Origin of the sequence: Nocardioides sp. NPDC006303 (assembly GCF_040613175.1) — a bacterium.
Lineage (GTDB): Bacteria > Actinomycetota > Actinomycetes > Propionibacteriales > Nocardioidaceae > Nocardioides.
The window spans coordinates 16,243-39,716 of sequence record NZ_JBEXRR010000035.1; the positions used below are offsets into that span (position 1 = coordinate 16,243).

At 70.1% G+C, this 23,474-nt stretch carries 22 protein-coding genes; 8 read left to right on the forward strand and 14 right to left on the reverse strand.

What is annotated here, in order from left to right:
- Nucleotides 1-221 precede the first annotated feature (221 nt).
- Entirely contained in the window at nucleotides 222-704 is a 483-nt protein-coding gene (locus tag ABZY89_RS22255; protein ID WP_355230698.1) for a nitroreductase/quinone reductase family protein, read from the forward strand.
- Nucleotides 705-716: 12 nt separating this feature from the next.
- On the opposite strand, the gene ABZY89_RS22260 is transcribed toward ABZY89_RS22255, so the two are convergent.
- The gene (locus tag ABZY89_RS22260) at nucleotides 717-2,837 is read right to left on the reverse strand and encodes a prolyl oligopeptidase family serine peptidase (RefSeq protein WP_355230700.1); all 2,121 of its coding nucleotides are present in this window, start codon (nucleotides 2,835-2,837) and stop codon (nucleotides 717-719) included.
- A 54-nt stretch (nucleotides 2,838-2,891) separates the two neighbouring features.
- On the opposite strand from ABZY89_RS22260, the gene ABZY89_RS22265 reads away from it, so the two are divergent.
- Entirely contained in the window at nucleotides 2,892-4,229 is a 1,338-nt protein-coding gene (locus tag ABZY89_RS22265; RefSeq protein WP_355230702.1) for an AarF/ABC1/UbiB kinase family protein, read from the forward strand.
- A gap of 3 nt (nucleotides 4,230-4,232) precedes the next feature.
- Here ABZY89_RS22265 and ABZY89_RS22270 read toward each other — a convergent pair whose 3' ends face one another.
- The 3 genes from ABZY89_RS22270 to ABZY89_RS22280 form a co-directional block, all read right to left on the reverse strand.
- Nucleotides 4,233-4,643, reverse strand: a complete 411-nt coding sequence (locus ABZY89_RS22270; RefSeq protein ID WP_355230704.1) for a VOC family protein — start codon at nucleotides 4,641-4,643, stop codon at nucleotides 4,233-4,235.
- 33 nt (nucleotides 4,644-4,676) lie between these two features.
- The gene (locus ABZY89_RS22275; RefSeq protein ID WP_355230705.1) at nucleotides 4,677-4,991 is read right to left on the reverse strand and encodes an SHOCT domain-containing protein; all 315 of its coding nucleotides are present in this window, start codon (nucleotides 4,989-4,991) and stop codon (nucleotides 4,677-4,679) included.
- Nucleotides 4,992-5,062: 71 nt separating this feature from the next.
- Nucleotides 5,063-6,319, reverse strand: a complete 1,257-nt coding sequence (locus ABZY89_RS22280) for a multidrug effflux MFS transporter (RefSeq protein WP_355230707.1) — start codon at nucleotides 6,317-6,319, stop codon at nucleotides 5,063-5,065.
- Between the two features lie 59 nt (nucleotides 6,320-6,378).
- Here ABZY89_RS22280 and ABZY89_RS22285 point away from each other — a divergent pair, with 59 nt between their 5' ends.
- On the forward strand, nucleotides 6,379-6,843 hold the full coding sequence (locus ABZY89_RS22285; RefSeq protein ID WP_355230709.1) for a MarR family transcriptional regulator: 465 nt from the start codon (nucleotides 6,379-6,381) through the stop codon (nucleotides 6,841-6,843).
- Here the strand turns inward: ABZY89_RS22285 and ABZY89_RS22290 are convergent.
- The 5 genes from ABZY89_RS22290 to ABZY89_RS22310 all read right to left on the reverse strand — a co-directional run bounded on the left by ABZY89_RS22290 (nucleotide 6,821) and on the right by ABZY89_RS22310 (nucleotide 12,445).
- On the reverse strand, nucleotides 6,821-7,525 hold the full coding sequence (locus ABZY89_RS22290; protein ID WP_355230711.1) for a GNAT family protein: 705 nt from the start codon (nucleotides 7,523-7,525) through the stop codon (nucleotides 6,821-6,823). The two genes, ABZY89_RS22285 and ABZY89_RS22290, sit on opposite strands and share 23 nt — an antisense overlap.
- 48 nt (nucleotides 7,526-7,573) lie before the next feature.
- On the reverse strand, nucleotides 7,574-8,794 hold the full coding sequence (locus ABZY89_RS22295; RefSeq protein WP_355230713.1) for an MFS transporter: 1,221 nt from the start codon (nucleotides 8,792-8,794) through the stop codon (nucleotides 7,574-7,576).
- Nucleotides 8,795-8,885: 91 nt separating this feature from the next.
- On the reverse strand, nucleotides 8,886-9,449 hold the full coding sequence (locus ABZY89_RS22300) for a pyridoxamine 5'-phosphate oxidase family protein (RefSeq protein WP_355230715.1): 564 nt from the start codon (nucleotides 9,447-9,449) through the stop codon (nucleotides 8,886-8,888).
- 6 nt (nucleotides 9,450-9,455) lie between these two features.
- The gene (gene ilvD / locus ABZY89_RS22305; RefSeq protein ID WP_355230717.1) at nucleotides 9,456-11,303 is read right to left on the reverse strand and encodes a dihydroxy-acid dehydratase; all 1,848 of its coding nucleotides are present in this window, start codon (nucleotides 11,301-11,303) and stop codon (nucleotides 9,456-9,458) included.
- Nucleotides 11,304-11,377: 74 nt separating this feature from the next.
- Nucleotides 11,378-12,445, reverse strand: a complete 1,068-nt coding sequence (locus ABZY89_RS22310; protein ID WP_355230719.1) for an exo-alpha-sialidase — start codon at nucleotides 12,443-12,445, stop codon at nucleotides 11,378-11,380.
- 128 nt (nucleotides 12,446-12,573) lie between these two features.
- On the opposite strand from ABZY89_RS22310, the gene ABZY89_RS22315 reads away from it, so the two are divergent.
- The 5 genes from ABZY89_RS22315 to ABZY89_RS22335 all read left to right on the forward strand — a co-directional run bounded on the left by ABZY89_RS22315 (nucleotide 12,574) and on the right by ABZY89_RS22335 (nucleotide 18,277).
- Entirely contained in the window at nucleotides 12,574-13,341 is a 768-nt protein-coding gene (locus tag ABZY89_RS22315) for a beta-phosphoglucomutase family hydrolase (RefSeq protein WP_355230721.1), read from the forward strand.
- Complete coding sequence (locus ABZY89_RS22320; RefSeq protein WP_355230723.1) at nucleotides 13,338-15,983, forward strand: glycosyl hydrolase family 65 protein; 2,646 nt, start codon at nucleotides 13,338-13,340, stop codon at nucleotides 15,981-15,983. The genes ABZY89_RS22315 and ABZY89_RS22320 overlap by 4 nt, the downstream gene beginning before the upstream one ends.
- 30 nt (nucleotides 15,984-16,013) lie before the next feature.
- Nucleotides 16,014-16,901 (forward strand): EamA family transporter, encoded by an 888-nt coding sequence (locus ABZY89_RS22325; RefSeq protein WP_355230725.1) that lies wholly within the window; start codon nucleotides 16,014-16,016, stop codon nucleotides 16,899-16,901.
- Between the two features lie 118 nt (nucleotides 16,902-17,019).
- Nucleotides 17,020-17,277, forward strand: coding sequence for a hypothetical protein (locus tag ABZY89_RS22330; protein ID WP_355230726.1), 258 nt, complete (start codon nucleotides 17,020-17,022; stop codon nucleotides 17,275-17,277).
- 76 nt (nucleotides 17,278-17,353) lie between these two features.
- Nucleotides 17,354-18,277 (forward strand): alpha/beta hydrolase, encoded by a 924-nt coding sequence (locus tag ABZY89_RS22335; RefSeq protein WP_355230728.1) that lies wholly within the window; start codon nucleotides 17,354-17,356, stop codon nucleotides 18,275-18,277.
- 1 nt (nucleotide 18,278) lies between these two features.
- Here the strand turns inward: ABZY89_RS22335 and ABZY89_RS22340 are convergent, their stop codons facing one another.
- From ABZY89_RS22340 to ABZY89_RS22360, 5 genes are read right to left on the reverse strand one after another with little or no spacing between them, the layout of a single operon-like run.
- On the reverse strand, nucleotides 18,279-19,076 hold the full coding sequence (locus ABZY89_RS22340; RefSeq protein ID WP_355230730.1) for an ECF transporter S component: 798 nt from the start codon (nucleotides 19,074-19,076) through the stop codon (nucleotides 18,279-18,281).
- Nucleotides 19,073-20,662 carry an ATP-binding cassette domain-containing protein gene (locus ABZY89_RS22345; RefSeq protein ID WP_355230732.1) on the reverse strand — a complete coding sequence of 530 codons (1,590 nt, stop codon included), beginning with the start codon at nucleotides 20,660-20,662 and terminating at the stop codon, nucleotides 19,073-19,075. The genes ABZY89_RS22340 and ABZY89_RS22345 overlap by 4 nt, the downstream gene beginning before the upstream one ends.
- Nucleotides 20,659-21,774: an energy-coupling factor transporter transmembrane component T gene (locus ABZY89_RS22350; RefSeq protein WP_355230733.1), complete on the reverse strand. Its 1,116-nt coding sequence runs from the start codon at nucleotides 21,772-21,774 to the stop codon at nucleotides 20,659-20,661. The genes ABZY89_RS22345 and ABZY89_RS22350 overlap by 4 nt, the downstream gene beginning before the upstream one ends.
- On the reverse strand, nucleotides 21,771-22,397 hold the full coding sequence (locus tag ABZY89_RS22355) for a hypothetical protein (protein ID WP_355230735.1): 627 nt from the start codon (nucleotides 22,395-22,397) through the stop codon (nucleotides 21,771-21,773). The genes ABZY89_RS22350 and ABZY89_RS22355 overlap by 4 nt, the downstream gene beginning before the upstream one ends.
- Nucleotides 22,391-23,464, reverse strand: a complete 1,074-nt coding sequence (locus tag ABZY89_RS22360; RefSeq protein WP_355230737.1) for a prenyltransferase/squalene oxidase repeat-containing protein — start codon at nucleotides 23,462-23,464, stop codon at nucleotides 22,391-22,393. The genes ABZY89_RS22355 and ABZY89_RS22360 overlap by 7 nt, the downstream gene beginning before the upstream one ends.
- Nucleotides 23,465-23,474 lie beyond the last annotated feature (10 nt).

Genomic DNA, 23,474 nt, shown 5'->3' on the forward strand with positions numbered 1-23,474 from the left:
GTACGAGAATGCTGTTCAGCATGCCCACACGTTAACCCCATGTGTCGCGCCGTGTCACCTCACCCTATCGCGCGTCCCATGATCTGAGATCACCGTCCCAGTATCTGTCAGTCGTTCGGCTGGAACGGATCTCAGGGTTCTCACCGAGGCGACCGGCCCACTGCCGTCGATACGCTGGCCGGACAAGTGGATCTCGGGTCTGACTGCCCATGGAGGCAACGATGTCGACCGACGAGAAGCAGAAGTCCCCGTGGCTACCGCCACGCTGGTTCATCCGCGCCGCGTGGTGGTTCCACCGCCGGCTGTACGCCGCGGGCGGAGCCCGTTTCCTGCGCCGCCCGCGCGCCGGCCGGGCCGGCATGCTCCGGCTGACCACGGTCGGGCGCCGCACCGGACAGGAGCGTTCGGTCATCGTCTCCTACGTCCCCGACGGGTCCGGCTACGCGACGCTCGCGATGAACGGCTGGGCCGAGCCCGCGCCGGCGTGGTGGCTCAATCTGCAGGCGCATCCCGAGGCGCGTGTGGAGACGGTCGAGGGCGGCGTACGTGAGGTGCGTGCGCGCGAGGCCGTCGGCCCCGAGCGCGACCGGCTCTGGGAGCTGCTCGCAGCCGTGGACGACGGGTGGGGCGAGCTCGACGACTTCGCCGCTCGCCGCTCGCACCCGACGCCCGTCGTGGTCCTGGAGCCCACCGAGCCGTCGTAGCCGCCCCCGGGATCAGGCCAGACCGAGCCGCTCGCGCAGGAACGTCCAGGCGAAGGCGGAGAGGTGGGCCGACTGGGCGTTGTTGGCCGCGCCTCCGTGGCCACCCTCGATGTTCTCGTAGTAGGTGACGTCCTTGCCGGTCGCGGCCAGGAGCGCCGCCATCTTGCGGGCGTGGCCGGGGTGGACGCGGTCGTCCTTGGTGGAGGTGGTGAGCAGGACGGGCGGATAGTCCCGGGCGCCGTCGAGCAGGTGATAGGGCGAGAAGGTCTTGATGAACTCCCACTCCTCCGGCACGTCCGGGTCGCCGTACTCGGCCATCCAGCTCGCTCCGGCGAGGAGATGCGAGTAGCGCTTCATGTCCAGCAGCGGCACCTGGATCACGACCGCGCCGAACAGCTCGGGGTAGAGGGTGAGCATGTTGCCGGTCAGCAGCCCGCCGTTGGAGCCGCCCTGGATCCCGAGGTGCTGGGCGTCGGTCACGCCGGTCTCAGCGAGGTGGCGGCCGACCGTGGCGAAGTCCCCGTACGCCTTGTGCCGGTTCTCCTTCAGCGCCGCTTGGTGCCAGGCCGGGCCGTACTCCCCTCCCCCGCGGATGTTGGCGACGACATAGACGCCGCCCTCGCTGAGCCAGGACCGGCCGACTCCGGCGGAGTAGCCCGGCGTCATCGGGATCTCGAAGCCGCCGTAGCCGTAGAGCAGCGTCGGCGCCGGTCGACCGTTGCCGACAAGGGCGGCCTCGGAGCCGACGATGAAGTAGGGGATCCGGGTGCCGTCCGCCGAGGTTGCGAAGCGCTGCTCGGCGCGGAGCCCCTCGGTGTCGAACCAGGCCGGCGCCGACTTGAGCGGCTCGATCGTCTCCGCACCGATCTCGGTCAGTCCGTACGTCGCCGGGGTCAGATAGCCGCTGGTGACGACCCAGACCTCGTCGGACTCGACCGCGTCGACGGCACGAGTGCCGACCGCTGCCACCGGGTCGGTCGCGGGGAAGTCGGAGCGGGTCCACTCGCCGGAGGGCGACGGGGTGAGGACATGGAGCCGGTTCTTGACGTCCTCGAACACGTTGAGGACGAGATGGTTGCGGGTCCAGGTCGCCCCGGCGAGCGAGGTCTTCGCGGTCGGCTCGAAGAGCACGGTGAGGTCGCGCTCACCGGCCAGGAACCGCTCCGCGTCGGTCGCGAGCAGCGACCCGGCGGCGTACGTCGTTTCGGCGACGGTCCACTCCTCGCGGAGCTCGATGACCAGCCACTCGCGGTGGAAGCCGGCCTCGGCCGAGTCGGGGATGTCGAGCTTGGTGAGGGTCTGCTCGGGGGTGCCGGGGTCGGTGGCGACGTACGTCTCGGACTTGTAGAACGCGATCGAGCGGCTGACCAGGTCGCGTTCGAAGCCGGGGGTGTGGATGTGGCGGGCGGAGATGTACATGTCCTCGTCGGTGCCCTCGTAGACCACCACCGCGTCCTCGAACGGGGTGCCACGGCGCCACAGCTTCACGATCCGCGGGTAGCCGCTCGGGGTCAGCGATCCCGGGCCGAAGTCGGTGTAGACGTAGACCGCGTCGGGGCCGCACCAGGAGAGCGCGCCCTTGGCGCCGCCCTGCTCGACGGCACGGGTGAAGCCACCGTCGGCCGGGCTCACGAAAGCCTTGGTGACCAGGTCGAACTCCCTGGTCACGTCGGCGTCCGAGCCGCCCGGGGAGAGGTCGACGAGCACCTTGCGCCACGGCTCGCCGGGCTCGGGCCGGAGCATCGAGGCGCCGTGCCAGACCCAGCTCTCGCCCTCCTCCTCGGCCAGTGCGTCGAGGTCGAGCAGGATCTCCCACTCGGGGGTGTCGGTGCGGTAGGACTCCGGCGTGGTGCGCCGCCAGATGCCGCGCTCGTGGTCGGCGTCGCGCCAGAAGTTGTAGAGATGCTCGCCGAGGCGCGAGACCTCGGGCACCCGGTCGTCGGAGTCGAGCACCTCGAGGATCTGCGCCTCGATCTTGGCGAAGACGGGATCGGCGCCGACGCTCGCGTGAGCCTCCTCGTTGCGAGCCCGGACCCAGGCCAGCGCCTCGACCCCTTCGACCTCCTCCAACCAGCCGAACGGGTCCTCCCCGGCTGGGTCGAGCGGGGTCACGATCGTCAGCTCAGAGGTCATGCGGGAAGGCTACTTCGCGGTGCGCAAGTTGCAGCCGACAGGCACACTAGCCTCATGAGTGACGCGGAGGGGTCGTCGAAGGGTTTGCCGCGGCGAGCGGCGACACGGACGGCGAAGCTGGCCGCGCTGCCGATGGGGTACGCCGGCCGCAAGGCGCTCGGGCTCGGAAAGCGGATCGGGGGCAAGCCCGCCGAGGCGGTGCTGGCCGATGTGCACCAGCGTACGGCCGACCAGCTGTTCCGGACCCTGGGCGAGCTCAAGGGCGGCGCGATGAAGTTCGGGCAGATGCTCTCGGTGATGGAGGCGGCGCTGCCGGAGTCGCAGGCGGCCCACTACCGCGCCCAGCTCACCCGGCTCCAGGACTCCGCTCCCCCGATGCCGACCGGGATCGTACGCGGCCTGCTGGCCCGCGACCTCGGCCCTGACTGGTCCGAGCAACTGGTCGAGCTCTCCGAGAAGCCGGCCGCCTCGGCCTCGATCGGGCAGGTCCACCGGGGCCGGTGGTCCGACGGCCGCGAGGTGGCGGTGAAGGTGCAGTATCCGGGCGCCGACGAGGCGCTGCGCGCCGACCTGCGCCAGATCGGCCGGGTCGCGGCGATCGGCAACGCGGTGGTTCCCGGGATGGACGTCAAGGCGCTGGTCGCCGAGCTGCAGGAGCGGGTCGTCGAGGAGCTCGACTACCCGAAGGAGGCCGAGGCCCAGCACGTCTTCGCATCCGCGTACGCCGACCATCCCCTCATCGACGTCCCCGATGTCGTCGCCGTGGGACCCTCGGTGCTCGTCACCGAGTGGGTGGAGTCGGAGGGCTCGATCGCGAAGGTGATCGCTGAGGGCACTCCCGAGGAGCGCGACCACTACGGCGAGCTGCTCGCCCGGTTCTGGTTCTCCGCGCCCGGGCTGACCGGGATGCTCCACGCCGACCCGCATCCGGGCAACTTCCGGGTCCTTCCCGACGGCCGCATGGCAGTGCTCGACTTCGGACTCGCCGCGCGGCTCCCGGAGCGGGGCTTCCCCGAGCCGATGGGGCGGCTGATCCGGATCGCCGCGACCGGCGACGCGGACGCCCTGGTCGCGGGCCTGCGCGACGTGGGATTCATCCGCGAGGGCATCAAGGTCGAGCCGCAGCACGTGCTCGACTATCTGGCGCCGTTCGTGACCCCGGCGCTCGAGGAGCGCTTCCGGTTCACCCGGGAGTGGATGCGGGAGGAGTTCAAGCGGATCAACGATCCGAAGGATCCTGCCTACACGGTCGGTCTCAAGCTCAACCTGCCGCCGTCCTACCTGCTCATCCACAGGGTCTGGCTCGGTGGTCTCGGGGTGCTGGCGCAGCTCAATGCGGAGGCGCCGTTCCGGGAGATCCTCGAGGAGTATCTGCCCGGGTTCGCGGACTGAGGGTCAGGGCAGCACCGTCTGTCCCACCGGGCCGGGGTTGTAGGCGATCTCCCAGCGCACTCCGTCCGGGTCGGCGAAGTAGCCGGTGTAGCCACCCCAGACCCGCTCCTCGGCAGCCGAGGCCTCCCGCCCGAGCGACCGGGCGAGCTCCAGGACTCCGTCGACCTCCTCACGGGTGGCGACGTTGTGGGCGAGGGTGAACGGCGCGACACCGTCGGCGACGGCGATCGTGCCGACCTCCTCCTCGAACTCGCCCCGGTCCCACAGCGAGAGGATGACGTGCTCACCGACGCGGATCATGAGCACGCCGTCCGCTTCCATCTCGGGAGTCCAGCCGAGGCCGTCGACGTAGAACGCCCGGCTCGCCGCCACGTCGGCGACGGCCAGGGTGATGAAGCTGATGCGCTGGTCCATGACAGCAACACTGCCATGGACCAGCGGAGGGCGTCAGGCCTCTTTCGGCCGGCCCGGCTTCTCGCGCAGTACGTCACGGCGAGCCCGGTACTCGTTCTCGTCGATCTCGCCCGCGGCGTACCTCTCGGCCAGCCTCGCCTCGCCCGCGCGCCGCGGCCCTTCGGCCACCCGCTTGCGGTTGTAGAGGACGACCGCGGTGATGATCGCGGCGATCACCAGGAACCACAGGATCGGGAAGATCGGCCAGAACGCCGGCGGCCCTCCCCCGTCCTGCCATGGTCCGTTCTCGCGCCACGGGCCCCAGTGGTCGTCGGCCACCACGGTCGCCACCGTCTCGTTGATGCTCATTGCTCGTGTCCTGTCTGTTGGGCTACTCGATGCCCTCAAGACTGCTGCGCACGAGCCGCCGGCACATCGGCTCAGGAGCGGGGGCTGCGTACGCAATCGTGCGTAGGCCGCCCCGCGAGGACGAACGCGACACAGGCGATGACCGCCGCGGTCACCATCACGATCGCCGCCGGCACGGCGGTGCCCTCCCCGCCGAGACTCACCAGCGGCGAGACCAGCGCGGCGAGCCCGAACTGGAGAGCGCCGAGCAGGGCCGAGGCGCTACCGGCGGCACGAGGCACCGACTCGAGTGCGAGCGCGGTCGCGTTGCCGAAGACCAGGCCGAGGGGCGCGACCGCGACGAAGACCGCGACGGCGAGGAGACCGACCGGCAGGCCGGTGAGCGCGATACCCAGGAACAGCACGGTGCCAGCGAGAGAGACCGCGAGTCCGAGGCCCACCAGGCGGCGTACGTCGACCCGGCCGGCGAGGTTGGCCGAGGCCGCGCTGACGATCATGAGGGCGAGCGCGTTGAGGCCGAAGAGCAGGCCGTACGCCATCTCGCTGAGGCCCATCATCTCCTGGTAGAGGAACGGCGAGGCCGAGATGTAGGCCATCATCACCGCGAACCCGAACGCGAAGGCCAGCGTGTGGCCGACATAGCTTCGCGAGCCGAGCTCACCGGCCACCGACCCCTGGTCGGCCCGGGCGGCGCGGAGCTCGGCGCGGCGGACGGGCGGCAGCGACTCGCGTACGACCGCGAGGACCGCCACGAGCATCAGCACCGCGATCGCGAGCACGACGGCGAGCACACCGCGCCAGCCGAGCGGCCCGGCGATGAAGCCGCCGGCCAGCGGCGCCACGACCGGGGCGACGCCGCCGACGACCATCATCAGGCTCATCGCGCGTGCTGCGGCAGGCCCGTCGGCGCGGTCGGAGACGATCGCGCGGCCGAGCACCATGCCCGCGGCCCCGGACAGACCCTGCACGAGCCGGACCACGACCAGGAGCTCGACGGTCGGCGCGAAGACGGTGGCGAGGCTCGAGACCACGAAGACCGCGGCACCGACGAGAAGAGGCGTACGTCGCCCGACCCGGTCCGAGAGCGGCCCGAAGGCGAGCTGGCCCACGGCGACGCCGACGAGGAACGCCGTGAGCGTCAGCTGGATGCTCGTGGCGTCGGTGCCGAGGTCGGTCACCATCGCCGGGAACGCCGGGAGATAGAGGTCGGTCGCGAAGGGCGCGACGGCGGAGAGAAGGGCGAGCACGAGCAGCAGCCCCGGCCCGATCGCGGATACGGCAGGCCGAGACGGCGGCTCGAGGGTGGAGGTGGTGGCGGGCGAGGTCATGTCACGCAATATTAGTTATGTTTTCATAATTATCCAAGCGCAACCATTAGACTGTGAGCATGCTTACCCGCGCCGACGCTGACGAGCTCGCCGACCTCGCGGAGATCGTCGCGACGCTCGCCCGCGACATCGAACGCCACCACATCCGCGACCCGGAGATCACGGAGCTCTCGACGGGCGAGCAGGCGGTGATGCGCTACGTCGACCGCCACCCCGGCGCCACCCCCAGCGAGATCGCCCAGGACGTCGGCATGCAGCGCCCCAACATGAGCGCCACGCTCCGCAAGCTCGAGGAGCGCGGCCTCGTGGTGCGTACCGAGGGTCAGGGCGACCGGCGGGGGAAGGTCGTCACCCCGACCCCGTATGCCGCCGAGAACCTGCGCCGGCTGCGCGCGGTGTGGAGCGACGCGCTCGCCCCGGCCGCCGGCGAGCCGGACCTGGCCGAGCTCACCGCCCGGCTCAGCGCCATCCGCGACCTCGTCGCGGCCAACCGCGGCAGGCTCAGCGCCGGGTCAGGTCGCTGAGCGCAACCCGCTGACCACCGTCGGCATCGAAGTTGTCGGACGCGAGCCAGCGCTCGTGGCCCTCCCGAACGCCTCGCCACTCCTCGGCGGTGACCGAGAACCAGTCGGTGTCGCGGTTGCGGCCCTTGACGACCATGTGGTTGCGGAACCGGCCCTCGTAGCTGAACCCGAGCCGCTCCGCGGCCCGCCGGGACGGTTCGTTGAGCGAGTCGAGCTTCCACTCGAAGCGCCGATAGCCCAGCGTGTCGAACGCGTGCCGCATGAGCAGGTGGATCGCCTCGGTCGCCGCTCTGGTGCGGGCCAGCGCGGACCCGAAGAGCACCCCACCGACCTCGATGCTCCCGTTCGCCGGGTTGATCGCGTGGTAGCCGGCGACCCCGGTCGCCCGGCCCTCCCGCTCCCCCTCCTTCGGGACGAACGCGAACGGCACGACGTCGGCCGCGTCGACGAGCCCCGCCAGGTGCATCCACAGGTCCTGCAGCGAGGTCGGCATCGCGATCGGCCGGTAGGTCCACAGGTCGGCATCGGCGGGGCCGCAGACCGCGGCGTAGAGGTCCGAATACTGTGCCGACGAGAGTGGCACGACCCGGACGTAGCGTCCCTCGAGGGTCACCGGCTCGGGCCACGGCCGCGCCTCCCAGCCTTCGACGACAGCACCCACGGGATAGCAGAAATCGGTCACGGCGGTCATTGTCTACGACCGCCGTGACCGTTGCTCAGGAGGCCGCGCTCAGGCGGCTGCCGCGTCCACCGTGGCGAGCGAGCGCCGGGCGCTGCCGAGGGCGAGCATCCCGACCAGGCAGCCCAGGAGCAGCACCCCGGCCAGGACCATCACCGACTCGACCGCGAACCTGTCCGCGAGCGGCCCGAAGACGATCATCGAGACCGGCATCGACACCGACATGACGATCCCGTAGAACCCGAACACCCGGCCGCGCATCGAGTCCTCGACCTGCTCCTGCAGGACGGTCGCGGCGGGGACCAGCAGCGTCTGGAAGAGGATGCAGATCACCAGGCCGGCGACGGAGAACACCCAGAAGTTCGACGAGGCGCCCAGCCCGATGACGAGCACCCCGACACCGACCGAGGCCGCGACCATCAGCCGCACCCGGCGCTTCACCCTGGGCCCGAAGACGGCCATCATCGCGCCGCCGACGACCATCCCGACGCTCCAGAACAGCTCGTTGACGCTCAGCATCCAGACCTCGTCGCCGAAGCTGCGCGTGATCATCAGCGGCGTGAGGTGCGCCGGGGCGCCGGCCATGAACATGACGACGGCCACGAGCCCCATCACCCAGCGCACGGAGGGGTTCCCCTTGACGTACCGCACCCCGGCGAGGAGGTCGCCGAAGTAGCTCACGGGCTCCGTCGAGCGGACCATCCGCGCCACCGGCACCAGAAGCAGGAGGAGTACGCCGGCCACGGCCGTCACCACATCGATGAAGAAGACCGCGACGATGCCGGTGCTGGCGTAGACGGCAGCGGCCACCGCGGGCGCGAACAGCATCATCCCCGACTGGATCGTCTGCTGGACCCCGTTGACCCGCATCAGGTGCTCGGCCGGGACGATCTGCGGGAGCATGGCGTTGACCGCCGGCCCCTGGATCCCGGCCAGCGCCGAGCGGACCGCCATCGCGACGAAGATCATCCACAGGTCGCCGACGCCGCTCAGCATCAGCAGCGCGAGCACCAACGTCGCCACCGCGATCGCCGAGTCGGCCCCGATGATCAACAGCTTGCGCGAGTGCCGGTCGGCCCATACGCCGCCGAAGACCGACACCACCGCCTGCGGCAGCATCCCGGCCGCGACGCTCAGGGTCAGCACCGCGGCCGACCCGGTCTCGACGGTGAGGTGCCACATCACCGCGTACCCGACGAGCATCGATCCCAACGACGACACCGTCTGGCCGCCGAGGAAGACCAGCAGATTCCGCTTCCATCGATCCGACATCGCAACCACTCCCGCGTCAGGTGGGCCGCCGTGTCGGCCCCTCACTCATGCCACGAACGGTCGCCGCCGGTTTCGACAGTCGCGGAGACGGCTATTCAGGTGCCGGGTCGAAGTCGAACGCCGGGAGCCCGTCGAGACTGACGAGGTTCTTGCGGTGCCGATACTCGGCCGAACCCTCGACCCCCTTGCGCTCGAAGTACGCCGGAAGCAGGTCGCGCTCGCCGACGTACGACATCAGCGGGACGGCGAAGCCACAGGAGTCGGAGACCCGCTCGATGTCCACGACGACGACCGCGCGGGCTCCGGGAAGGTCCGTGAAGCGGCCGGCCAGGTCGGCGTACTCCTCGTCGTAGCGGGTCACGACCCGGCCACGCCCGTGGAAGCGGACGATGTTCGGCGCCCCGTCGAAGGCACAGAACATCACCGTGATCCGGCCGTTCTCACGCAGGTGCGCGATTGTCTCGCTACCGCTCCCGGTGCCGTCGACCCACGCGAAGGTGAGCTCGTCGACCATCCCGAAGGTGCCCGGGATCCCCCGCGGCGACAGGTTGACGTGGCCCTCCTCGGAGAGCGCTGCGGTGGCTACGAAGAAGACGACCTGGCGGTCGACGAACTCCCGCAGCCGGCCCTCGACCCGGGCATGAACCTTTCCCATGCCGGTCTACTCGGGCACGAGGCGGTAGGCGCCGTCGGAGGCCGAGGTGGCCATCGAGGCGTACGCCCGCAGCGCCGCGGAGACCTTCCGGTCCCGGTTGGCCGGGGTGTAGGGCTTGTCCCGCTTCTCCTCAGCGGCGCGACGCTGATCGAGGACGAGGTCGTCGACGTCGAGGGAGATCGAGCGGTTCGGGATGTCGATGGAGATCTGGTCGCCGTCCTCGATCAGGGCGATCAGGCCGCCGCCGGCCGCCTCCGGGGAGACGTGGCCGATCGAGAGGCCGCTGGTGCCGCCGGAGAAGCGGCCGTCGGTGATCAGCGCACACTTCTGGCCCAGACCGCGGCCCTTGAGGAACGAGGTCGGGTAGAGCATCTCCTGCATGCCCGGCCCACCCTTCGGGCCCTCGTAGCGGATCACCACGACGTGGCCGGCCTCGACCTTCTTGGCGAGGATGCCGTCGACCGCGGCGTCCTGGGACTCGAAGACGATCGCGGTGCCGGTGAAGGTCAGGCAGTCGTCGGGAACACCGGCGGTCTTCACGACACAGCCGTCGGGGGCGATGTTGCCCGACAGGATCGCCAGCCCACCGTCTTCGGAGTAGGCGTGCTCGAAGTCGCGGATGCAGCCCTCGGCGGCGTCGGTGTCCAGGCTCGCCCAGAGGTTCTCGGTGGAGAACGCCTCGGTCGTACGTACCCCGCCCGGGGCGGCGAGGAAGAGGTCGAGCGCCTCCTGGCTGGGGTTCTCCGCACGGATGTCCCAGCTGCCCAGCCACTCGTCGATGGTGTCGGAGTGGATGGTGTGGACGTCCTCGTTGAGCGCGCCGCCACGGCGCAGCTCGCCGAGCAGGGCGGGGATGCCGCCGGCGCGGTGGACGTCCTCCATGTGGTACTTCGGGCTGTTGGGCGCGACCTTGCTCAGGCACGGCACCCGACGCGAGATCGCGTCGATGTCGTGGACGTTGAAGTCGAGCTCGGCCTCACGCGCGGCCGCGAGCAGGTGCAGCACGGTGTTGGTCGAGCCGCCCATGGCGACGTCGAGGGCGACCGCGTTCTCGAAGGCGCTGCGGCTGGCGATGTTCCGTGGCAGGACGGACTCGTCGCCCTCCTCGTAGTAGCGGCGGCACAGCTCGACGACCGTACGTCCCGCCTCCTCGAAGAGCGCGCGGCGCTTGGCGTGGGTGGCCAGGGTCGACCCGTTGCCCGGCAGGCTGAGGCCGATGGCCTCGGTGAGGCAGTTCATCGAGTTGGCGGTGAACATGCCGCTGCAGGAGCCGCAGGTCGGACACGCGGAGCGCTCGACGGTGTCGAGGAGCTCGTCGCTGACCGCCTCGTTGACCGAGAGCACCATCGCGTCGACCAGGTCGAGCTTGTCGTGGACCAGGCCCTCGACGGCGACCGTCTTGCCGGCCTCCATCGGGCCGCCGGAGACGAAGACGACGGGGATGTTGAGGCGCAGGCTGGCCAGCAGCATCCCGGGGGTGATCTTGTCGCAGTTGGAGATGCACACGATCGCGTCGGCGCGGTGCGCCTCCACCATGTATTCGACCGCGTCCGCGATCAGCTCGCGGCTCGGCAGTGAGTAGAGCATCCCGGCGTGGCCCATCGCGATGCCGTCGTCGACGGCGATCGTGTTGAACTCCTTGGCTACTCCCCCGGCCTCCTGGATCTTCTCGGCGACGATCTTGCCGAGGTCACGGAGGTGGACATGGCCGGGCACGAACTCGGTGAACGAGTTGGCGATCGCGATGATCGGCTTGCCGAAGTCGTCATCGGTCATGCCGGTCGCGCGCCACAGCGCGCGGGCACCCGCCATGTTGCGGCCCGAGGTCGAGGTTGCGGAGCGAAGAGTGGGCATGCCAGAAGGCTAGACCCGTCGGCACAGGTCTTCTGACACGCGCCACGCGATGGACTGTCGGTCCCGGACGGGACTCAGACCTTCGCGGCCCTGACCACCATCACGTCGGGGATGTCGCGGAGGATCTCGCGCCAGGTCTCGCCGGCGTCGGCGGAGGCCCAGACCGAGCCGTTGCGGGCACCGAAGTAGACGCCGGCGGTCTCGTGGTCGTCGGCGCACATCGCGTCGCGCATGACGCCCACGTAGAAGTGGTCGGGCAGGCCCTTGTCGAGCGGCTCCCAGTGTTCCCCGGCGTCGCGCGAGCGCCACACGATCGGCTTGGCCTCCGGTGGGTAGCGGGACTCGCCGGCGCCGATCGGGAAGGTGAAGATCGTGTCGGGCTCCTTCGGGTGGACGACCATCGCGAAGCCGAAGTCGGTGGGCAGCCCGTCGGCGATGGACTTCCACGACAAGCCCTCGTCGTCGGAGCGGTAGACGCCGCCGTGGTTCTGCAGGTAGAGCCGCTCGGGACGGGAGGAGTGGCGGGCGACCTTGTGGACGCACTGGCCGAACTCGGGATACTGCTGCCCCTCGGGCAGGAAGACCGCGATGATGCCGTTGTTGCGCGCCTCCCAGGTCTCCCCGCCGTCTCGGGTCTGGTAGACGCCGCCGGTCGAGATCGCCGCGGTCACCGAGTCGGGGTCGGTGGGGTGCGGCAGGATCGTGTGGAACGCCTGGCCGCCGAAGCCCTCGTTCCACTCGGTGCGGTGCGGGTGGTCCCACAGCCCGCGCACCAGCTCGAAGCTGGCACCGCTGTCACGAGAGCGGAAGATCGCGCCGGGCTCGACACCGGCCCAGATCGTGCCCTCGGGCAGCCCCGGCTGGAGCTGCCAGACCCGGGCCAGGCTCGCGTCGACGTCCTCGGGGAACGACATCGAGGTCTCGGTCCAGGTCTCGCCGCCGTCGGCCGAGGCGCGCACCAGCGCACCCATCCACAGCGAGGAGCATCCGGCAAGGACTCGCCCGGTCCCGGGCTCGACCATGGCGGAGTAGATCTCCTCCATGTCATGGTGCGGACCGGTGAAGTCCCAGTCCTGCCGGGCGTCGTCAGAGCGCCCTATCCACAGACCCTTGCGGGTCCCGACAAGCAGCTGCGTACCCATGCCTTCCAGCATCCACCCGCCCGCCTTCTGTGGCCAGGAGATTTCGGCGAAAGAACGGTGAGGGAAAACACCAGCCCCAGCGGGGCCTGGTTCTTCGGCCTGGGCCGCCCAGCCCCTAGCCTGAAGTCATGACCAGACCTGTTGCCTGGGAGACGTTCACCGCGATCCTCTTCGACCTGGACGGCGTGATCACGCCGACCGCGGTCGTGCACATGCGTGCGTGGGAGGAGATGTTCAACGCATACCTGCAGGAGAAGACCCCGGGGGCGCCGGCCTACACCGACCAGGACTACTTCGCGTACGTCGACGGCAAGCCGCGCTACGACGGCGTCCGTGACTTCCTCGCCTCCCGCGACATCAAGCTTCCCGAGGGCACCCCGGACGACGCGCCCGAGCTCGAGACCGTCTGCGGTCTCGGCAACCGGAAGAACAACGCGTTCAACATGGTGCTCGAGCGCGACGGCGTGGAGGCCTACCCCGGCTCGGTGCGCTTCCTGGACTATCTGACCACCCTCGACGTCCGGCTCGGCGTGGTGTCCTCGTCGGTCAACGCGCCGACCGTGCTCAAGGCGGCCGGGCTGCTGGACCGGTTCGAGACGGTCGTGTCGGGAGCCGTCGCAGATGAGCAGGGCCTTCCCGGCAAGCCTGCACCGGACACGTTTGTCTACGCCGGTAAGGTCCTCGGAGCCACCCCGAGCGAGGCCGTCGTGCTCGAGGACGCCGTCTCCGGGGTGCGCGCCGGCAAGGCAGGAGATTTCGCGCTCGTCGTCGGGGTGGACCGTGGCGCCGGCCACGACACCCTCACGGCCGCTGGCGCCAGTCTCGTCGTATCCGACCTTGCTGAACTTGTCCCCAATGGACACAGTCCAGACCCTGCTCGAGGAGCACAGCAGTGAGAACCAACGTCGGCCCGAACCCCCTGGACCGGGCCCGTTACCCCATCGACCCGTGGCGGCTGGTGGAGACCAGCTACTCCCCCGACGACCTCGGTCTGACCGAGACACTCTTCAGCGTCGCCAACGGCTATCTCGGCATGCGCGGCACCCCCGAGGAAGGTCGCCCGACCTACGCGCACGGCACCTTCATCAACGGGTTCCACGAGACCTGGCCGATCCGCCATGCCGAGAACGCCTACGGGTTCGCCAAGACCGGCCAGACCATCGTCAACGCCCCCGACGCCAAGATCATGAAGATCTACGTCGACGACGAGCCGCTGACCTTCGGCACCTCTGACCTGGAGGAGTACGAGCGGGTGCTCGACTTCCGCGAGGGCGTGCTGAGGCGGCACCTGGTGTGGCGTACGCCCTCGGGCAAGCGGGTCGCGATCAAGTCGACCCGGATGGTGTCGATGACGCAGCGTCACCTCTCGATCCAGACCCTCGAGATCACGATGCTGAGCGGAGCGGCGCCGATCGTGATCTCCTCCCAGCTGCTCAACCGGCAGGACGGCAAGGACGAGTACCACGTGCCGTCGGCGGCGCTGGGCGAGGGCATGGACCCACGCAAGGCCTCCGCCTTCGACGCCCGCGTCCTGCTCCCGCAGATGTCGGTCGCCGACGAGGATCAGATGACCCTCGGCTACCGGTGCGCCAACTCGGGGATGACGATCGCGGTCAGCGCCGCCCACCAGATCGACACGCCGGACCCGGTCGAGACCGTCGTCCGTGCCGAGGACGACCTGGCCAAGACGGTCTTCCGGGTCGACGCCACCGAGGGCAGCACGCTGCGGATGCAGAAGACCGTGGCGTACCACACCTCACGTGGGGTGCCGGTGCGCGAGTTGGCCGAGCGCTGCGGACGTACGCTCGACCGGGCGATCCGCCTGGGCGTCGGTCACTTCGAGCGCGACCAGCGCAACTGGTACGACGAGTTCTGGTCCGCTGCCGACGTCGAGATCTCCACCGCCAAGGCGGACGACGCCGAGGACATCTCCGCGGCCCAGCAGGCGATCCGGTTCAACCTGTTCTCGCTGGCCCAGGCGACCGCCCGCACCGACGGGCTCGGCGTCCCCGCGAAGGGGGTCACCGGCTCCGGCTACGAGGGCCACTACTTCTGGGACACGGAGTGCTACGTCGTTCCGTTCCTCTGCTACACCCAGCCCGAGGTCGCCCGCAACGTGATGCACGCCCGCTCGGTGATGCTTCCCGCGGCCCGGCAGCGGGCGCTGGAGATGGCCGCGAAGGGCGCGCTGTTCGCCTGGCGCACCATCAACGGGCAGGAGGCATCGGCCTACTACGCGGCCGGCACCGCGCAGGTGCACATCGATGCCGACATCGCCTTCGCGCTGATGAAGTACGTCTACGCGACCGGTGACATCGGCTATCTCATCCGCGAGGGCGTCGACATCCTGGTCGAGACCTCGCGGATGTGGGCCGACCTCGGCTTCTGGCGCCACAACGGCGAGCCGTCCTTCCACATCCACGGGGTGACCGGGCCGGACGAGTACACCACGGTGGTCAACAACAACCTGTTCACCAACGTGATGGCCCGCTACAACCTGGAGAAGGCCGTCGAGACCATCGAGATGCTCCGGGCCGACTATCCGCGCGAGTATGCGCAGGTCATGGGCCGGCTCGACATCTCCCCCGACGAGGTCGAGGAGTGGGGTCGCTGCGCCGCCGCGATGCACATCCCCTACGAGGAGGGGCTCGGGATCCACCCGCAGGACGACAACTTCCTCGACCGCGAGGTGTGGGACCTGCCCAACACCCCCGACGACGTACGTCCCCTGCTGCTGCACTACCACCCGCTGGTGATCTACCGGTTCCAGGTGCTCAAGCAGACCGACGTGGTGCTCGCCCTCTTCCAGCAGGGCAACCGGTTCACCCCTGAGCAGAAGCGGGCCGACTTCGAGTACTACGACCCGATCACCACCGGCGACTCGACGCTGTCGGCGGTCGTGCAGTCGATCGTGGCGGCCGAGGTGGGCTACCAGGACGACGCGCTGCGCTACTTCTACGACGCGCTCTACGTCGACCTCCACAACATGCACGGCAACACCGTCGACGGGATGCACATCGCCTCCACCGGCGGTGTGTGGGGCGGGCTCGCGTTCGGCTTCGGCGGGATGCGCGACTACGACGGCAAGCTCTCCTTCGACCCGCGTCTTCCGGTCCAGTGGGGCTCGCTGGTCTTCCGGGTCCAGTGGCACTCGACCCGGATGCAGGTCGCACTGACCAGCGACCAGATCGTGTTCACCGTCGTGGACACCCCGGGCGAGGAGTTCGACATCCCGATCAGCGTCCGCGGGGAGGAGTTCGTGGTCTCCAAGGGCTCGCCGGTCATCGTGCCGCTCGCCGACCAGGGGCCGCGGATCGGCACCCACCTCGACGAGGAGCCGCAGGGCGGTATCCGCCCCGACGGATCGCGGATCACCGCCACGGTGCCCCCGCCGATCCCGCCGGAGCTCTACGAGCAGGATCATGTCGAGCATGCGATGGTCCCGCAGGAGTCGCGGCGCGGGTCCGAGCGGCTCGCGGAGGAGGCCAACAAGGCCACCAACCTGTCCAACGTCTCGCAGACGGACTCGGCGCAGTAGCGGGTCTTTACGTGGTCCTAGACTGACCGGGTGGTCACAGCTTCTTCCTCTCTGCGGGCGAAGCTGGCCCACCCGGTCGTCCTGGTTCTGATCGGGATCGCGTCGGTGCAGATCGGCGCGACCTTCGCGAAGTCGCTCTTCGACGAGGTCACCCCGACGGCCATGGTGTGGCTGCGGCTGACGCTGTCGGCGTTGATCCTGCTGGCGATCACGCGGCCCCGGGTCCGCGGTCTCTCGCGCCGGGACTGGCTCGTCGTGGTCGCCTTCGGGGCCTCGCTCGGGCTGATGAACTGGGCCATCTACCAGTCCTTCGCCCGGCTCCCGATCGGGATCGCGGTCACCATTGAGTTCATCGGTCCGCTCACGATCGCGCTGGTCACCTCGCGACGGGCGCGCGACCTGGTCTGGGTCGCGCTGGCAGCCGCAGGGGTCGTGCTGCTCGGTCTCGAGCCCGGTCGGATCTCGATCGTGGGCGTGTTGTTCGCGCTGCTCGCGGGGGCCTGCTGGGCTGCGTACATCGTGCTGTCGAAGGCGACCGGAGCGCGGTGGGAGGGGCTCGACGGGCTCGCTCTGGCCTCCACCGTCGCGGCGGTGGCGCTGACGCCTGCGGCGATGGCGTACGCCGACGGGCTGGGCTCTCCGCACGTGTGGCTGGTCGGCCTGATGGTGGGCCTGATGTCCTCGGTGATCCCCTACTCCCTCGATCTCGTCGCCCTGCGTTCGATCAAGTCGGGGCTCTACGCGATCCTGATGTCGCTGGAGCCGGCCGCCGGCGCGCTGGCCGCGATCCTGATCCTCCACGAGGGGCTCTCGGTCCTGCAGTGGCTGGCCATCGCGTGTGTCGTGGTCGCCTCCGCGGGCGCGACCCGCACCGGCAAGCCGGAGCATCACGTGCCGGCGGAGTCGACCCCGGTGTAGTGGGGCGTTTCACACAAGCGACATCCGCACGTCACTGACTCCGAACGTTGAGGTCACTACAGTTCGGTGACAACTCCCCCTCGCCGCCCGGTCCCCGCCAGTCCTTGGAGTTGCTCCGTTGTCGACCATCACCGCCCCCGTACACACCGCTGCCGTCGCCCAAGTCGCCGCTCTCCTCGCCGCTCGCACCGCGGGGCGGATGGTCGGCCCGTTCCTACGACCGATCCAGCTGCTGCTCGCCTGGCCGGTGGCCTCCCAGCTCGCCGCCCGGCACAACGCCAAGGCCGCCGAGGAGGCGCTCCTGCTGCGGCGTGCCGAGCGTGAGGATGTGCAGAACTATCTCCAGCTGCTCGCTTCGGAGAGAATGACTGCATGAGCGAGCGCCAGCGAGCGACCATCAAGGTCATGCCGCCGCGTCCGTATTCTTTGCTCTGCCCTACGGAGGCGGCGGCATGAGTCTTCCGCGGGCGATGGCCGAGTCGACGGTCGTGTTCCGGGACGTGCTCTCGGACGACGGCACCCTGATCCGCGCGTGGACCAACGACCCCGAGGGCGTGATCGACGGGCCGACGGTGCTGCTGTGCAACGGCCTCGGCACCAGCCCGTGGAACTGGCCGGCGCTGCTGCACACCTCGTGCGGCGTACGCGTCGTCTCCTGGCAACACCGCGGCACCTCCGGCTCGGCGCGGCCGAAGGATCCGGAGCAGACCACCTCGAGGCACTTCGCCGAGGACGCGCTGTCGGTGATGGACGCCTTCTCGCTCTCCCGGCCGGTCGTGATGGGCTGGTCGATCGGGGTCAACACCGCATTCGAGCTGGCCGCGGACCATCCCGAGCGGGTCTCCGGTGTCTTCGGTGTCGCCGGGGTGCCAGGTGACACGTTCAAGTCGATGCTGGGGCCGCTGCGGCTGCCCGCTCCGGCGGCCGCGATCGTGACCCGCACCGCATCGAAAGTGCTGTGTCGCACCGGCTCCCTGATCACTCCCCTGGCGGCGCGCCTGGACCTCGGCCCGCGGGCGATCGAGGTGTTCTCCAAGGCCGGCCTGATCGGCAAGGTCCCTGATCCCGAACTCGCCGCAGCGGCGCTGGCGGAGTTCCTGACCACCCCGGTCGAGTGGTACTTCCACCTCGCGCTGCGCACCACCCAGCGCCGCCCGGTCTCGCTGCGCCGGATCAAGGTGCCGGTAGTGCTGGTCGCTGGCACCCGCGACCTCATCGCCGGTGCGCGCCACATGTCGCGGGTCGCCGCTGGGGTCAAGAACGGCACCTTCGTCGAGCTCGAGGGCACCCACTTCGTACAGATGGAGCAGCCCGACCGCGTCCACCAGCTGCTGCTCGCCTTTCTCGCCCGGGTCTCCGAGCACCAGCGCGTCTGACCTATCCGGTGGTCGAGCCTGTCGAGGCCACCGTCCCGGTGACCGTGGCCCGGCGGGCAACACGACGCAGGGTGGCGAGGACGGCGGGCCCGAGCAGGGCGATGGCGACGGCGGTGGTGATCGCGCGCACGGTATCCCAGCTGCTGGTCGAGGTGACCAGGGTGTAACGCAGGAACGTCGCCAGGTTCTCGGCAAACGCCGCACCGGGTTCGTAGGAGAGGTTGCCGCTCGCGCCGGGAACTGTGACGCCGGTGAGCAGCGGCCAGCCCTGCAGGTTGAGGAGGAGCCCGTAGGCGTACGAGGCGAAGATCCCGTACGCCGCCAGCAGCCCGATCTCCCGGCGACCGCTCGCGCGTGGCAGGAGCCCTGCGCCCATCGCCACCCAGGCGGCGCCGAGCATCTGGTAAGGCAGCCAGGGTCCGACACCGGCGGTGACGAGCGCGGCGACGAACAGGCTGGTGCAGCCGAGGACGAACCCGAAGGCCGGACCGAAGACCCGGCCACCGAGGATGAGCATGAAGAAGACCAGCTCCACCCCGCCGGTGCCGGCGGAGACGGCGCGCAGGACGGCCTCGATCGCGCTGAGCACGCCGAGGACAGCGATCATCCGGGTGTCGATCCCGCCGGTGGAGAGCTCGCTCAGCAGCACCACCAGCATCAGCGGCAGCAGCGCCAGGAAGATGAACGGCGGCTGCACCCGGTCGTAGCCGTGGAGCAGCAGCGGCCAGCCGAACATCATCAGCCCTGCCACCGAGATGATCGCGAGCAGGACCGCCGTGCGGGGCGAGAACCTGATCATCTCTCGCCCACCGCCTCGACGATCTCGCGTACGTTCAGCCAGCCCGGGCCGAAGACCTTGCTCACCTGGGGCGCGAACGCGGGCGACTCGGCCGTGACGCTGCGTACGTCGCCGGCGGAGACCACCTCGCCGTCGGCGAGCACCACCACGTCGTCGGCCGCCTCGGCGACGAACTCGACGTCGTGGGTCGCCACCAGAACCGCCTTGCCGGCCTCGGTGAGCTCGCGCAGGATCTCGGACAGAGCGTGCTTGGCGGCGTAGTCGAGGCCGCGGGTCGGCTCGTCGAGGAGCACGACCGGCGGATCGGCGCTCAGGATCAGCGACAGCGCCAGAGCGAGGCGCTGGCCCTCGGAGAGGTCGCGCGGGTGCTGGCCGTCGGGTATGCCGGGGACGAGGCTGTCCAGGATCTCCCTCGTCCGTGGGCCGCCTGCATCGCACTCCTCGGCCACCGTCTCTAGGTAGAGCAGATCGGCCGCGGTCTGTGGCAGCAGCCCGACGAGCTCGCGTCGCTCTTCGGGGTCGAGGGTCGCCGGATCCTTGCCGGCGACGTCCACCGATCCGGCCAGCCGCTTCTGGGTCCCCTGCAGCGTCCACAGCAGCGTCGACTTGCCCGATCCGTTGCGTCCCATCAGCGCCGTCACCCGCCCCGCGGGCAGCCCGATCGAGACGTCGTGCAGGACCGGCGTACGTCCTCGGGTGACGGTGAGCCCGGAACTTCTCAGGCTTTTCCTGCGCTTCTCTGGCGTTGCAACACCTGAGAAGTGCAGGGATACCCGGTTAACCGGGTATTCCAACGTCCGCGCCCGCCGCCTCGCGTCCCGCACCGTCAGTGGCAGCGGCGACCAGCCGAGCTCGCGGCCGAGCTCGACGAGCGGCGGGACGATGGGCGAGGTCTCCAGGACCTCAGCGGGATCGCCGACGGCGACGGAGCCGTCGCCGACGAGGAGCGCGATGCGGTCGGCGAACGGTACGACCCGCTCGAGGCGGTGCTCGGCGAGGACGACGGAGGTGCCGAGGTCGTGCACCAGCCGGGTGATGGTGGCGAGCACGTCCTCGGCGGCGGTGGGGTCGAGGGCGGAGGTGGGCTCGTCGAGCACGACGACCCGGGGGTGGGTGGTGAGCACCGAGCCGATCGCGACGCGCTGCTGCTGCCCTCCCGAGAGGGTACGCAGGGACCGCTGCCGCAGCTCGGCGATGCCGAGCAGGTCGAGGGTCTCCTCCACCCGGCGCCGCATGGTCGCCGGCGGGAGACCGAGCTGCTCCATGCCGTAGGCGAGCTCCTCCTCGACCGTGTCGGTGACGAATCCGGCCACCGGGTCCTGCCCGACGTAGCCGATGATCCCGGCGCGCTCGCGCGGCGGCGTACGAACGATCGAGGCGCCGTCCAGCAGGACGTCACCGTCGAGCACGCCGCCGGAGAAGCGCGGCACCAGGCCGGCGAGCACGCCGAGCAGGGTCGACTTCCCCGAGCCGGTCGGTCCGGAGACGAGCAGCAGCTCGCCCTCCTCGATGGTGAGGTCGACGTCCTTGAGCACGTGCTCGGAGGAGTCGGGCGGGGTGAACGTGATGCCTCGCAGCTCGATCATGCGACTGCCTCCTCGTGGACGAGCGATGATGCCGGTAGCGGGGCGGCGACGGCCGGGACCAGCCCGACGAGCACACCGGCCATGGCGATCAGGGTGACTTCCGGGACGGTGCTCACGCCCGGAAAGGCGACCGGGACCTGGTAGCGGGCGACCCACCAGCCCACGGCGACGACCCCGATCCCGCTCAGCGCCACCACGACCTCCGGCCACCGCCACCGGTCGGGCCGGTAGACGGTCCGCGTCACCCGGCGGCCGGCGAGCGCCAGCCCACCAGCGGCGGTGCCGACGCCGAGCGCGAGCATGGTGGCGGCCAGCCAGCCTGGCGTGGTGCCGTCCAGCACCGCGTAGACGCCGGCGCAGAGCCCGATGAGCGAGACCAGCATGAGCACCGAGGTGATCCGCCTGGTGGCGACCGGGACGCCGGCCGTACGTCCGTAGCCGCGCGTGTCCATGCCCGCCGCCAGCGCCATCGACCGCTCCAGGGCGTCCTCGAGCACCGGCACCAGGAAACGGCGCAGCCGCTTGACGTTTCCGGTCGCACCGGCACGCAGTCGTTGCGCCGCGCGCACCCGCTGCACCGACTCGGCCAGCTGCGGCAGCACCGTCACGGCGACCACAACAGCGGTGCCGATCTCGTAGAGTGCCGGCGGCAGCGAGCGCAGCAGCCGCTTCGGGTTCGCCAGCGCGTTGGCCGCGCCGACGCAGATCACGATGACGCCCAGCCGCATCCCGTCGTAGAGGCCGGCCAGCAGCGCCTCGCGGGTGAGCGGCCCGAGCAGCCGGATCCCCAGCACCCACTCCGGGAGCGGGATCTCGGGCAGGTCGAGGATCACGTGACCCGGCACGGCGCCCAGGAGCACCCGGAAGAGCACCCGGGTCACGACGATGAACACCGCGAGGCCGACGTAGAGCCGGAACGCCTTCGCCCACGGTTGGTCGCCACGACGCGCGGCGACCACGACCGACACCACCCCCACCACGAGCAGGAGCAGCAACGGGTTGGTGGTGAAGGAGGCGTACGCAGCCATGCCGATCGCCCACACCCACCAGGCGACGGGGTGCAGGTCGCGGGGCAGATGCGCGACCGCGGCCGTACGCAACAGCGTGCTCATCGCCGGCGCCACCACACGGCCCCGGCGACGGTGAAGAGTGTGAGGATCCCCGCGGGCGCGACCCAGGCGGGCAGATGCTCGGTCTCGGAGGCCGAGTCCGTCGGCTCCTCCGGAGATAACTCCGGCGACGGGCTTGAGGGCGCCCCCACAGCATCCCCAAGCTCCGTCGCCGGAGCGGTAACGACATCGTCGTCTATCCACGTGAACGCAACACCCTGCCCGGAGGTCACGCTGATTTCGGTAACATTTCTGGAGGCATAGCTCCAGGCCCCCGAATCGTCGGTGATCCACAGCGACCAGTACGCGTCGGCGGGCGGCATCTGGGCGCAACCGGCGGCTTTCGGCCGCTCATCGACGCGACATACGACACTGGGCATCGAGGTCACATAGGTGAGCGGATGCCCCGCCTTCTCGAAGAGGTCGGCGCCGGTGTCACCCTCCCCGGGCTGGACACAGGTGACCTCAGGATCGCCACCCAGCGCGTTGGGCTCGACGACGACGGTGACGCCGTCACACGCCTCGCCGGATGATGCCGCAGACGAGGCGGAGACGGGGGTGAAGACAGGTGCGGTGGCCCCGGCGAGGATCGCCAGGGCCACCAACGAGGACCGCAGGATCAGCACGAGCTCTTCGCGGTCGCATCCTTGGGCAGGAAGACCAGCGACGGCAGCGCCTGGGCGGCGGCGAGGCGGTACATCCCCTCCGACTCCTTGGTCAGGCCCTTGGTGTTGCCCTCGGTCAGCGCGGCGTCGTCATAGGCCACCGCGCCGGCGTCGTCGCCACAGGTCACGACGTGGTCGGCGACCCAGCTCGCCGCCTTCTCCGCGGCGTCGGTCTCACCCGCGCGACCGAACGCCCACCCGGCCAGGCCGGTGGTGTTGGAGTTGGCGATGTTGCCGGTGGCCGCCTTGAACGACCCGTCCTCCGTCTGGGTCTCCTTCAGCCACTCGACGCCGGCCTCGACGGCCTTCTCCGCCTCCGGGGTGGCCACCCCGGACAGGGCGATCAGCGCGAACGCGGTGGCGTCGGCGTCCGGGACGGCCTTCGGGTCGGCGTCGCAGGTCTGGTCAGCGGCGGCGGGGTCGGCCGCGAAGGTGACCCGGAACCAGCCCTCCTCGCACTGCTGTCCGGCCAGGAACTCCGTCGCGGCCGCGGCCTCCTTGCTCTCGGCGTTGTTCAGCGCCCACACGGCGTACGACTGTCCGATGGTGTTGGAGTAGTCGGCCGCCTTCTTGTCCTTGGGGTCGAGCTCGTCGGCGATCCGGCCGTTCTCGGCGACGGTGCCCTCGAGCTGCTTGAGCAGACCGGGGTCGGAGGCGTCGACGTTCTGCTGGAGGACGAGCGCCTTCGCGGTCGCCCCGGCCGAGGTGACGGTGCCGAACCCGGGCGAGGTGTAGGCCTTCTTGTTCTCCATCACCGCCGCGGCGATCGTGGAGATCTCCTCGTCGTAGCCGCCGACCTCTGCCAGCGCGATCCCGATGTCGGCGCTGAGCCCGAAGTCGTCGGTGCCGTACTGCGCGTTGCGGGCCACGCCCTCCGGTGCCTGGGCCACGAGCCAGTCGGCCACCGCGGTGGAAACCTTGGCGTCGTAGGTGGGCTTCTCCCCCTCCTCGACGGCTTTCTCGCCACAGCCGGCGAGCGAGGTGAGGGCGAGGGCGGCGGCGATGCCACCGAGGACGGTCTTCTTCATGGTTCCTTCC

Excerpts from the sequence above, each read along its gene's own strand:
- ABZY89_RS22255 (WP_355230698.1), top strand. The coding sequence starts at position 222 with ATGTCGACCGACGAGAAGCAGAAGTCCCCGTGGCTACCGCCACGCTGG.
- ABZY89_RS22260 (WP_355230700.1), bottom strand. The coding sequence starts at position 2,837 with ATGACCTCTGAGCTGACGATCGTGACCCCGCTCGACCCAGCCGGGGAG.
- ABZY89_RS22265 (WP_355230702.1), top strand. The coding sequence starts at position 2,892 with ATGAGTGACGCGGAGGGGTCGTCGAAGGGTTTGCCGCGGCGAGCGGCG.
- ABZY89_RS22270 (WP_355230704.1), bottom strand. The coding sequence starts at position 4,643 with ATGGACCAGCGCATCAGCTTCATCACCCTGGCCGTCGCCGACGTGGCG.
- ABZY89_RS22275 (WP_355230705.1), bottom strand. The coding sequence starts at position 4,991 with ATGAGCATCAACGAGACGGTGGCGACCGTGGTGGCCGACGACCACTGG.
- ABZY89_RS22280 (WP_355230707.1), bottom strand. The coding sequence starts at position 6,319 with ATGACCTCGCCCGCCACCACCTCCACCCTCGAGCCGCCGTCTCGGCCT.
- ABZY89_RS22285 (WP_355230709.1), top strand. The coding sequence starts at position 6,379 with ATGCTTACCCGCGCCGACGCTGACGAGCTCGCCGACCTCGCGGAGATC.
- ABZY89_RS22295 (WP_355230713.1), bottom strand. The coding sequence starts at position 8,794 with ATGTCGGATCGATGGAAGCGGAATCTGCTGGTCTTCCTCGGCGGCCAG.
- ABZY89_RS22300 (WP_355230715.1), bottom strand. The coding sequence starts at position 9,449 with ATGGGAAAGGTTCATGCCCGGGTCGAGGGCCGGCTGCGGGAGTTCGTC.
- ilvD (WP_355230717.1), bottom strand. The coding sequence starts at position 11,303 with ATGCCCACTCTTCGCTCCGCAACCTCGACCTCGGGCCGCAACATGGCG.
- ABZY89_RS22310 (WP_355230719.1), bottom strand. The coding sequence starts at position 12,445 with ATGGGTACGCAGCTGCTTGTCGGGACCCGCAAGGGTCTGTGGATAGGG.
- ABZY89_RS22315 (WP_355230721.1), top strand. The coding sequence starts at position 12,574 with ATGACCAGACCTGTTGCCTGGGAGACGTTCACCGCGATCCTCTTCGAC.
- ABZY89_RS22335 (WP_355230728.1), top strand. The coding sequence starts at position 17,354 with ATGAGTCTTCCGCGGGCGATGGCCGAGTCGACGGTCGTGTTCCGGGAC.
- ABZY89_RS22340 (WP_355230730.1), bottom strand. The coding sequence starts at position 19,076 with ATGATCAGGTTCTCGCCCCGCACGGCGGTCCTGCTCGCGATCATCTCG.
- ABZY89_RS22345 (WP_355230732.1), bottom strand. The coding sequence starts at position 20,662 with ATGATCGAGCTGCGAGGCATCACGTTCACCCCGCCCGACTCCTCCGAG.
- ABZY89_RS22350 (WP_355230733.1), bottom strand. The coding sequence starts at position 21,774 with ATGAGCACGCTGTTGCGTACGGCCGCGGTCGCGCATCTGCCCCGCGAC.
- ABZY89_RS22360 (WP_355230737.1), bottom strand. The coding sequence starts at position 23,464 with ATGAAGAAGACCGTCCTCGGTGGCATCGCCGCCGCCCTCGCCCTCACC.